A 9,840-nucleotide genomic window follows, 5' to 3' on the forward strand; every position below is an offset into this window, starting at 1 on the left:
CCAAGCCGCGGTCCTGCCCGTCGCGGCCACCTCACCGACCACCATCCAATAGAGTCCATGCCATGAGCCAGCCGGAATCCGCCCTCGCGGACGCCCAGGCGGGCGGCCGAGCCCCGGAGTCGCTGGCCGCGCTCGCCGAGCGTTACGGACTGCGACGGGCGATCGCACGCCCCAGCATGCCCGCCTACCTGCGCCAACTGTGGGACCGGCGGCACTTCATCCTGACGTATGCCACGTCGAGAAGCGTCTCGAAATACTCGGAGTCGGCGCTCGGCCAGCTCTGGCAGGTCCTCACCCCGCTGCTGAACGCCGCCGTCTACTTCCTGATGTTCGGCATCATCCTCGGGCAGAGCAAGAACATCGAACACTACCCCGCGTTCCTCATCACCGGGGTCATGGTCTTCACGTTCACCCAGCGCACGGTGACCGGCGGCGCCAAGTCCATCTCCTCAAACCTGTCGCTCATCCGGGCACTCCACTTTCCCCGGGCCGCGCTCCCGCTGGCGTACACGATCCAGGAGTTGCAGCAGCTCGCCTGGTCGATGGGCGTGCTCATCCTGTTCGTGCTCGCCACCGTCCAGAAGCTCACGTGGCTGTGGCTGCTGATCCCCGTCCCGCTGCTCATGCAGCTGGTCTTCAACATCGGCATGAGCCTGTTCATGGCCCGCATCGGCGCGTTCGTCCGCGACATGAACCAGTTGCTGCCGTTCATCCTGCGTGCCTGGCTCTACGCCTCCGGCGTCTTCTACAGCATCACCGAGCGGACCGCGGACCAGCCGGAGATCCTCCGCTGGGTGCTGGAGTTCAACCCCGCGGCCGCGTACATCGAGTTCATGCGCGACCTGCTCATCTACGAGAGGTTCCCGGAACGCTGGGCATGGGTCACCTGCCTGTTCTGGGCGGTGTTCGCGCTGGTCGGCGGCTTCTGGTACTTCTGGCGCTCCGAGGAGAGGTACGGCCGTGGCTGAGGCGACCGAGGGCGGGCCGACCGGGGGCGGGACTCCGACGGTCATTGTGGACGACCTCCACATCGTCTACAAGGTGTACGGCGCGGGCGGCGACGCCGAGAAGGGGAACGCGGCGAACGCGCTCATGCGCGTCCTGCGCCGCCAGGGGCGGCCGCAGATGAAGGAGGTCCACGCCGTCAAAGGCGTGACCTTCGTCGCGCATCACGGCGACGCGATCGGCATCATCGGCCGCAACGGCTCGGGCAAGTCGACGCTGCTGCGGGCGATCGCGGGGCTTCTCCCCCCGCACAAGGGCGCCGTCTACACCAACGGACAGCCGTCCCTGCTGGGCGTCAACGCCGCGCTCATGAAGGAGCTCACCGGCGAGCGGAACATCGTGCTCGGCTGCTACGCCATGGGCATGACCCCCACCGAGGTGCGCGAGAAGTACGACGAGATCGTGGACTTCTCCGGCATCGGGGAGTTCGTCCAGTTCCCCATGTCGACCTACTCCTCCGGAATGGGCGCCCGGCTGCGCTTCGCCATCTCATCGGCCAAGACGCACGACGTACTGCTCATCGACGAGGCCCTCGCGACCGGAGACCGCGAGTTCAAGCGCAGGAGCCAGCAGCGCATCAAGCAGATGCGCGAGGCCGCCGGGACGGTCTTCCTGGTAGCGCACAATCTTGACGTGATCGAGGAGACCTGCAACCGGGTGATCTGGCTCCACAAGGGGAAGATCAGGATGCAGGGCGATCCGCAGGAGGTTCTGGACGCCTACAACAAGGCCTGATCCACAGAGAGGGTGAACCGTGCCGACGCCGCCACCGATTCCCTACGAACACCTCCCCGAGGTGGCCGAACTGACCGTGGAGAGCGACGATGTCCGCGACGGCGAACGCCTCAGCGAGAACCACGTCTTCAACGACTGGGGCATGTCCGGGCAGAACACCTCCCCGCACCTTCGCTGGTCAGGCGCCCCGGAGGGCACCCGAAGCTACGCGGTGACCTGCTTCGACCCGGACGCGCCGACGGGGAGCGGATTCTGGCACTGGGTCCTGTTCGACATCCCGGCCGAGGTGACCGAACTGCCCGCCGGCGCGGGCAGCGCCCCGGACTTCGAGGGTCTGCCCCCGGGCGCCGTGCACGCCCGCAACGACTACGGCCTGAAGTCGTACGGCGGAGCCGCCCCGCCCCCCGGACACCCGCATCGCTATCTGTTCGCCGTGCACGCCCTCAGCGTGGAGAAGCTGGGCGTGGGCGACGACGCCTCGCCGGCCGTCGTCGGGTTCAACATCACGGCGGGCACCCTCGCCCGCGGATACATCGCGCCGGTGTACGCGACTTGATACCGCCGCGCCCCTCGTTCGACTATCATTCGAACGGAGATTCGATGTAGGGGAGGGGTGGGATGAGCGAGCTGGCGACGGCGATCGACAACCTGGCCGCCGAAGATCCCGCGGAGCTTCCGTTGGGGACTCTCACCGAGCAGCTCATCGAGCTGCACTGGCAGATGGCCCGGCTGCAGGCCCAGATCGCCCGACGCACCCACGTCCGCGGCCCGGCCGCCTGCCGCCTTCCCGAGCGGGCCAACTGAGTCAGAGCACCGCGCCCGACCGCTACTCGGCGGTCATCCGCATCGCTGTCATCACATGAGAAGAACCGGCCGGCATCCAGTGGATGCCGGCCGGTGTTCGTGCCGGGTCTAGAGTCCGATGTTCACAGCGGCGCCGGCTGCCGCCGCATCGGTCGCTCGATCGACTCGGATCAGTTGCCGTCGCGGCAGGGGTCGTCGTGGCAGGGGCGGCAGCCGTCGTGGCAGCCGTCGTGGCAAGGCCGCCCGTCGTCGCCGCACTTGACTATGACCACGGTCGTGGTGGGCTTCCTGCCCCAGTCGCCCCGGTGCACCCAGCCGGGCCTGGCGCCGTCGAGCTTTCCATTCCGGTAGGTGTCGACGTCGTTGCAGGCGAATGCCTGCGTGTTCGTACGCTGGTTGCCGGCGTCGGCAGCGACCCCAAGGATGGGGAGGGCGATTCCGCCGATCGAGATCGGCACCTGCAGCGGGGTGCAGTTGAGATTCAGGAGGCCAGCCTGGTTGACATTCGGGTTGTCACCTCCCCAGCCGGTGACGGCGGCCTGGGCCGGCGCGGCGAGCGCGCCCCCGATGCCGACGGCAAGTGCGACTGCGGCGGCCGCCTTAGCGATTCGCTTCATTGTTTCCCCCGGTTCTTGTTCTTTTCACGAGAGCGGGAATGACGAACCCAAGTACCCCCGTGCGTCGGCACCCGCCGACTGAGACGACGAATTTCTATCAGCTCTCCGGCCTCGAGGGGTGACGGTCTCCGCTGGCCCTCCCAGCAGGTACGGGCAGCCTCGCGCCGGTAAAGTCCGGATATGAGAGGACCATCGGCCACCGTCAGGTCAGGCCTCATCCGTCTCAAGAAAAAGGCACAGTAAACGCATCTACGAAACCGGGAAACCATTCTTTCCGGTGGCTTTTGACGTTGCGCCTCAGACGGCCGCGCCGACCGGCGGCATCCCACGGGATTCGAGTCCGAGGCAGGCCCGGCAGGACCGTGTGGATGGCCTGGTTCGACGGCCGAACACCGTCGCACTATCGCGACATATCGCGTTTGGCGCTAGGCTGGTCGTGTGACTTCCCTCACCCCGTTCACGGGAGATGACCCCGCCCAGCGCGCCTCCGACGCGGACCGCGACCGGATCGCGGCCGTCCTCGGTGAGGCGCTCGCCACCGGTCGCCTGACCAGCGCCGAGCACGCGGACAGGCTCGACGCCGCCTACTCGGCCGTGACGCTCGGTGACCTCGTACCTCTGATAAAAGACCTTCCCGAGGTGTCACACTCGCCGTCCTCCCCCATCGCGGGCTTCATCACGGGCGCGGAGAACCACCTGGTCTCCGCTGTCTTCAGCAAGGTGATCCGGCGTGGACGCTGGGTGGCCGGCCGCCGCACCGAACTGCGCTCCGTCTTCGGCGCGCTGATCGTGAACCTCGGCGACGCCGTCCTGCCGGGCCGCGAGGTCACGCTGGAGCTCAACTCGTTCTGCGGCAAGATCATCGTGGCGGTTCCGCCCGGTGCCCGCGTCGTCGACGAAGGCAGCGCACTGTTCTCCAAGCGCTCAGTGACCGGAGGAGAACCGGGAGAAGGTCCGCTCATCCGAATCACCGGCCAGGCGCGCTTCGGCAAGATCGTCGTCTATCGCGGGCAGCGCCCGACCTCGTGATTAGGGTGCTGCCATCTGATTAGGATGCGGCCATGCAGGCTGGAGGGCGAGGACCGCTCATCGCCCTCGACGCGATGGGTGGCGACCACGCGCCCGGCGAGATCGTGGCGGGAGCCGTACAGGCCGTCCGGGAACGCGACGTCCGGGTCGTCCTCGTGGGCCGGCCGTACGAGCTTCACCGGGCGCTGGCCGAACACGACGCGGTCGCCGAGGTCCCCATCGTCCGGGCGGATGAGGCGCTCACGATGGACGAGGGCGCCCTCGCCACCTTGCGCCGTCCCCGCTCCAGCATCGCCGTCGCCTGCCATCTCGTGCGGCGCGGCGACGCCGCGGCCATCGTCTCCGCCGGATCGACCGCCGGCGTGGTCGCCACCGGCCGGCTGCGCCTGCGCGGCCAGCCCGGCGTCGTACGGCCAGCGATCGCGGTGGTCCTGCCGACCAGGCCCAAGCCGACCGTGCTGCTGGACGCGGGTGCCACCGCGGATGCCAAACCGGAGATGCTGGTGCAGTTCGCCCACCTCGGCGTGGCGTACGGCGAAGCCGGACTGGGCATGCGAGATCCCCGGGTCGGGCTGCTCACCATCGGCGCCGAGGCGGAGAAGGGCAACAAGCTCGCCAAGCGCGCCCACGAACTGCTCTCCAACGCCGCCGGTCTCAACTTCGCCGGCAACGTCGAGGGGCACGACCTGCTCACCGGGAAGGTCGACGTCGTCGTCACCGACGGTTTCACCGGCAACGTCGCACTGAAGACCATCGAAGGCAGCGTTCGCTACGCCTTCGGCCAGCTCAGGGAGGCCATCGAGGAGAGCCGCCTGGCCCGCCTCGGCGGGGTGCTGCAACGGTCGCGGCTCCGTGAGCTGAGCGGCAGGCTCGACCCCGAATCGCAGGGCGGTGCCGTACTGCTGGGCCTCAACGGAACCGTGGTGATCGCACATGGCTCCTCACGGGCCAGAGGCATCGCGGGGGCCTGCGAGCTCGCCGCCAGGCTGGCGTCCCAGGGCATCGTGTCCCGGATCGGCGAACGCGTCGCGTCCACCCCGAAACCACATCGCCTCTGGTAGCCACCGGTCTATAGCCGCCTCAGATGGTCGGCGCTGGTAGGTGGGCTGATAAGCGGTGGGGGCTGTCTACGCGCGCCGATAAGCTTTGTGCATGACCGACCCGCAGCTCGTGCTCGCCGAGCGGGTCCAGCAGGCGCTGGGCACCGCCTTCGGGCCGGAGTACGCCACCGAAGATCCGCTGATCAGGCCTTCCCAGTTCGCCGACTACCAGGCGAACGTAGCGCTCAGCTTGGCCAAGCGGCTCCGACGTGCCCCGCGGGAGGTCGCCCAGGCCCTGCTCGAGGCCCTCGACACGACCGACATCACGGCCGAGATCAGCGGACCCGGCTTCCTCAACCTCACCCTCGGCGACGACTGGATCGCCGGGCAGGCCGTACGGCAACTGCGGGATGAGCGGCTGGGTGTGCCACGGTCCGCGGAGCCCAAGACAGTCGTGATCGACTATTCGGCGCCGAACGCCGCGAAGGAGATGCACGTCGGGCATCTGCGTACGACCATCGTCGGCGACACGCTCGCCCGCACACACGAACACGTCGGCAACCGGGTGATCCGGCAGAACCACCTCGGCGACTGGGGCACGCCGTTCGGCATGCTCATCGAGCACCTGCTCGACATCGGCGAAGAGGAGGCGCTGCGGCGGCTGGCCGCCGGCGACGGCAACGCCTACTACCAGGAGGCGCGGCTGAAGTTCGACACCGATCCCGCTTTCGAGGAACGCTCCCGGCGCCGGGTGCCCCTGCTTCAGGGCGGCGATCCGGAGACTCTGCGGCTGTGGCACGAGTTCATCGAGTACACCAAGCGCTACTTCAACCACGTGTACACGTTGCTCGGCGTCACGCTCACCGACGACGACATCGCCGGCGAGAGCATGTACAACCCGATGCTCGCCGACGTCTGCGAGGAACTCACCCATGCGGGCGTGGCCGAGGTCAGCGAGGGCGCGCTGTGCGTGTTCCCGCCCGGCTTCACCGGCCGTGACGACATGCCGCTGCCGCTCATCATCCGCAAGAGCGACGGCGGGTACGGCTACGCGACCACCGACCTCGCCGCGATCCGCTACCGGATCCGGGACCTCAAGGCCGACCGCATCCTCTATGTGGTCGGCGCCACCCAGTCGCTGCATTTCCAGATGGTCTTCGAGTCCGCCCGGGTGGCCGGCTGGCTGCACGACGACGTCCACGCCGAACACGTCCAGATCGGCAGCGTGCTCGGCAGCGACGGCAAGATGTTCAAGACCCGCAGCGGGAAGTCGATCAAACTGACCGAGTTGCTGGAGGAGGGCGTCGTCCGGGCCGAGGCCGTCATCGCCGACCGGGGCTACGACCCCGCGGTGCGCCGGCAGATCGCCCGCCAGGTCGGCATGGGCGCGGTGAAGTACGCCGACCTGTCCGTCAGCCACGACAGCGAGTACGTCTTCGACTTCGACCGGATGCTCGCGCTGACCGGCAACACCGGGCCATACCTGCAGTACGCCACCGCCCGGATCCGGTCCATCTTCCGGACCGGATCGTACGACCCGGCCGACGCGACCGGACCGATCAAGCTGGGCCACCCGGCCGAACGGGCGCTCGCCCTGCAACTCCTCAGGTTCGGGTCCGTGGTGGAGGCGGTGGCTGAGCTGTCCGAGCCGCACCGCCTGTGCAACTACCTCTTCGATCTCGCTCAGGCGTTCACCTCGTTCTACGAGGGATGCCCGGTGCTCAAGGCCGAGGACGAGGAAGTACGGCAATCGCGGCTGGCACTGTCCGCGCTGACCCTCCGCGTCCTGCTTCAGGGGCTCCATCTGCTCGGCATCGAGGTTCCCGAGCGCATGTGAAGCGCCGATCGGCGCGTCCTGTCCACCCTTACCGCGTCAGAGGTTTACTCTGGCGCGGTCAAGGGAGTGCCTGCCAATCCCTCGGGGAGCGTTTTCGCGTGAGCATGGACCTGACCATAAGCCCGGACCCCGGGAACGTCGAGACCGGGAGCGTCGAGACGGGGAACGTCCCGACCGGGAACACCGAGAACTTCGGGGACGACCAGAACGGTGCAGGCGGGGAGGACCCGGCGAGCCCGGGGAACGCGGGCAGCAGCGGAAACCCGGCAGGCACGGCCGAACTGCACCGCTACGCCCAAGCGCTCCTCGTCCATCTGGCGGCCGACGGCAGCGCCCCCGCCCTCCCGCCCGGCGTCACCGACGTCCCCGGCTACTGGCTGGCGCCCGCCATCGAGGCCCTCGTGCTCATCATGTCGGGACAGGACGCCCTGGAACCCCTGGCTCACGCCACCCAACTCGACGATCGGCACACCACGCTCTTCCTGTGCCTGGCGCTTGCGGTGTGCGGCCAGGGAGACCGGATCCACGCGTCGTGGCTCGGCACCGCCTTCGGCGAACTGTCCGCCGACCATCCGGTGACCCACGGTCAGCGAGCCCTGTGGCTCGCCGCCGCACGCGGCGCCTACGGTCCGGTGGGCAAAATCTTCGTGCTGCGCAAACTGGACGCGGTGGCCGTACCGACCGAGGACGAGCGGTGGCTGGCGGCCCTCAGCGCGCCGGAGGCCCTGGGAGGTACGGCGCCCGCCGCGGATTCAGGTGCCGCGGAGGCGGAAGTGCCCGTGCCGCAGTCGCTCCAGGACTTCCCCGAGCTGGCGAACGTCTCGGAGATCACGAAGGCGATCGAGGCGGCGGCCCTGCTGCGACGGCTACGGGAACGATGCGCCGAGATCACGTCCGCGCCGCAGCGGAGCGAAAGCGAAGGCGGAGTCGAGGTCACCAAGGTGGTCAGCGGCATGATCTGGGCCGAAGACGAACCCCTGGCCGTGCTCCGATCGCTGATCGGGCAGGGCGAGCCCCAAGGACCGCTGAGTTCACTCACCGGCCATCTGCTACATGACGTACAGCCAGACGGTGACCCGCATCTGGCGGCGCTCGCGATCTATTTGGCCGCACCCTCGGTGAAAGCGGCGGCCGAAACCCTCGCCAAGGTGGTACGTGAGCCTCCGCCGGACACCGTGACCTTGTCAATCCTCGGATACCCGGTGAAGCTCCGCCCGGAAGGGCCCGACCAGGAAACCCTGTCCGCCGCCGAACATCGGATCGTGACCGAATGCGTTCCCCGCCGGTCCCACCCCGGGCCCGCTTACCTTCTGGTGAGCGTCGCGGTTGTGGCGACCGTGGCCGGACTCGCTGTGGCGCTGTCCAGCGCTCTCGAGGTCTGGTCTCTCGGGGGCTGGGCCTCCTTGGGCTGGGTCATCGCGGGAGCGGGACTCGGACTCGGTGCGTGGGGCGGTCGTCTGCTCTGGGGGCGCAGGGCGCGAGAACAGGCCGAAATCGAGAAGGTACAGAAGCGGGCACGGGAGCTGTCCGATCTCGCCGACAAGGCCGTGTGGGTCCTACACGAGTACGCCAGAGAAGCGGAGGAACGGGCCGACGCCGCCGACCAGGACCTGGTCGATCTGACTCGGCTGCTCCGTCGCGGCCCCCGCGCCGCATAACCGATCGTTCGGTGTAAACGCCGGGGAACGGGAAAGACCGGCAGAAGCCCGGACGACGCGACGGGGCAAAGATTGGGCGGCCGCGGAGTACGGCACTGGTGCGGCACCCCCGACTTCAGCCGAAGCCGGGGTGCATATCCGCCATTCCAGATCAGCGGCCGGTGAAACGGTTACCGGTCGATCGTGTAACCATCCATCCTCGTAATCAGCTGATCAAGCAGTGGAAACCTCTACGCTGGCCGGCGTGATCAGAAATACCTTGTCGGCGATCCGCTCAATGCGGCCCTCGCAGCCATAAGCCAGCCCGGCGGCGAAGTCCACCATCCGCGTAGCCTCGGTCGTGGACATGCCTGCCACGTCCATCACGACGGCATTCCCCTCCCGAAAATGCCGCCCCAGCGTCAGCGCGTCGTCGTACTTCAGCGGACGAACCATCACGATCTTTGCCGCCTCCGCGGCAGGCTGCCACCGCTTGGCGGCACGTTCCGCAGCCGGCATCCAGTCGTCCGCGTAGTCCTCGTCGCCGTAAGCCTCGTCGTACTGGTCCACTCCACCCAGGCCAAGGTAGCTCGCCACCTTGCGCACTGCCCCCATCGGCTCGTCCTTTTCCGACTTGTCCTTTTCCGGGCTCGTCCCGATACAAGGGACCGTAATCGACACCTCAGCGGCGCCCCACCGACACGCCCGAGCATTTAATTGTTTTTGGTTCGCTAATGTGGAGGGCCAGTAACTTCATCTTCCCGTTGATCGATCCTCATGCCGTTCCACTCTAACTCCATGCTCGCTGCCCCGTGCAACTCCTCGCAAACGGATAACACCGGCCAGAGGGCAACCCAGTCGGCGGGCAGCCCAATCGGTAGGCGATCCTGGCCGCTTGCCGCCACGGCCGCCACGGACTCCGGGCGGCCGGCCGTCAACGTCAAGGCCAGGCTCGGGCGGGCCTTGCTGGGCGGTGGTGTCGGGTGGTGGCTGGAGTGTGGTGGCGGCTGGGGAGATCTTGAGCCCGGACACGGATAGAAACACCCCCCGGGGGGGAACACCCCCCCCGGGGGAGAACACCCCCAGAAACACGTGAAGGCCACCCCACAAGGGATGGCCTCCACAAAAAGATTGTC

10 protein-coding genes are annotated in these 9,840 nt (G+C 68.0%); 8 read left to right on the forward strand and 2 right to left on the reverse strand.

The window, feature by feature from the left end; genetic code table 11:
• Window positions 1–62: 62 nt before the first annotated feature.
• The 4 genes from ACFHYQ_RS24730 to ACFHYQ_RS24745 all read left to right on the forward strand — a co-directional run bounded on the left by ACFHYQ_RS24730 (window position 63) and on the right by ACFHYQ_RS24745 (window position 2,544).
• The gene (locus ACFHYQ_RS24730) at window positions 63–968 is read left to right on the forward strand and encodes an ABC transporter permease (protein WP_394303520.1); all 906 of its coding nucleotides are present in this window, start codon (window positions 63–65) and stop codon (window positions 966–968) included.
• A complete protein-coding gene (locus tag ACFHYQ_RS24735) occupies window positions 961–1,740 on the forward strand; it encodes an ABC transporter ATP-binding protein (RefSeq protein ID WP_394303521.1) in 780 nt (259 codons plus the stop codon). The genes ACFHYQ_RS24730 and ACFHYQ_RS24735 overlap by 8 nt, the downstream gene beginning before the upstream one ends.
• A gap of 19 nt (window positions 1,741–1,759) precedes the next feature.
• A complete protein-coding gene (locus ACFHYQ_RS24740) occupies window positions 1,760–2,296 on the forward strand; it encodes a YbhB/YbcL family Raf kinase inhibitor-like protein (RefSeq protein WP_394303522.1) in 537 nt (178 codons plus the stop codon).
• 62 nt (window positions 2,297–2,358) lie between these two features.
• Window positions 2,359–2,544, forward strand: coding sequence for a hypothetical protein (locus tag ACFHYQ_RS24745; protein ID WP_204015226.1), 186 nt, complete (start codon window positions 2,359–2,361; stop codon window positions 2,542–2,544).
• 170 nt (window positions 2,545–2,714) lie between these two features.
• Here the strand turns inward: ACFHYQ_RS24745 and ACFHYQ_RS24750 are convergent, their stop codons facing one another.
• Window positions 2,715–3,161: a hypothetical protein gene (locus ACFHYQ_RS24750; RefSeq protein ID WP_394303523.1), complete on the reverse strand. Its 447-nt coding sequence runs from the start codon at window positions 3,159–3,161 to the stop codon at window positions 2,715–2,717.
• 438 nt (window positions 3,162–3,599) lie between these two features.
• On the opposite strand from ACFHYQ_RS24750, the gene ACFHYQ_RS24755 reads away from it, so the two are divergent.
• The 4 genes from ACFHYQ_RS24755 to ACFHYQ_RS24770 all read left to right on the forward strand — a co-directional run bounded on the left by ACFHYQ_RS24755 (window position 3,600) and on the right by ACFHYQ_RS24770 (window position 8,725).
• Window positions 3,600–4,190, forward strand: coding sequence for a DUF1707 SHOCT-like domain-containing protein (locus tag ACFHYQ_RS24755; RefSeq protein ID WP_394303524.1), 591 nt, complete (start codon window positions 3,600–3,602; stop codon window positions 4,188–4,190).
• A 32-nt stretch (window positions 4,191–4,222) separates the two neighbouring features.
• Window positions 4,223–5,251 carry a phosphate acyltransferase PlsX gene (gene plsX / locus ACFHYQ_RS24760; RefSeq protein ID WP_394303525.1) on the forward strand — a complete coding sequence of 343 codons (1,029 nt, stop codon included), beginning with the start codon at window positions 4,223–4,225 and terminating at the stop codon, window positions 5,249–5,251.
• A gap of 91 nt (window positions 5,252–5,342) precedes the next feature.
• Window positions 5,343–7,067, forward strand: a complete 1,725-nt coding sequence (argS, locus tag ACFHYQ_RS24765) for an arginine--tRNA ligase (protein ID WP_394303526.1) — start codon at window positions 5,343–5,345, stop codon at window positions 7,065–7,067.
• Between the two features lie 104 nt (window positions 7,068–7,171).
• The gene (locus tag ACFHYQ_RS24770; protein WP_394303531.1) at window positions 7,172–8,725 is read left to right on the forward strand and encodes a hypothetical protein; all 1,554 of its coding nucleotides are present in this window, start codon (window positions 7,172–7,174) and stop codon (window positions 8,723–8,725) included.
• Window positions 8,726–8,938: 213 nt separating this feature from the next.
• On the opposite strand, the gene ACFHYQ_RS24775 is transcribed toward ACFHYQ_RS24770, so the two are convergent.
• Window positions 8,939–9,385 carry a cell division protein SepF gene (locus ACFHYQ_RS24775; protein WP_394303527.1) on the reverse strand — a complete coding sequence of 149 codons (447 nt, stop codon included), beginning with the start codon at window positions 9,383–9,385 and terminating at the stop codon, window positions 8,939–8,941.
• Window positions 9,386–9,840 lie beyond the last annotated feature (455 nt).

The sequence above is a fragment of the Sphaerimonospora cavernae genome (assembly GCF_042435035.1).
Classification (GTDB): domain Bacteria; phylum Actinomycetota; class Actinomycetes; order Streptosporangiales; family Streptosporangiaceae; genus Sphaerimonospora; species Sphaerimonospora cavernae.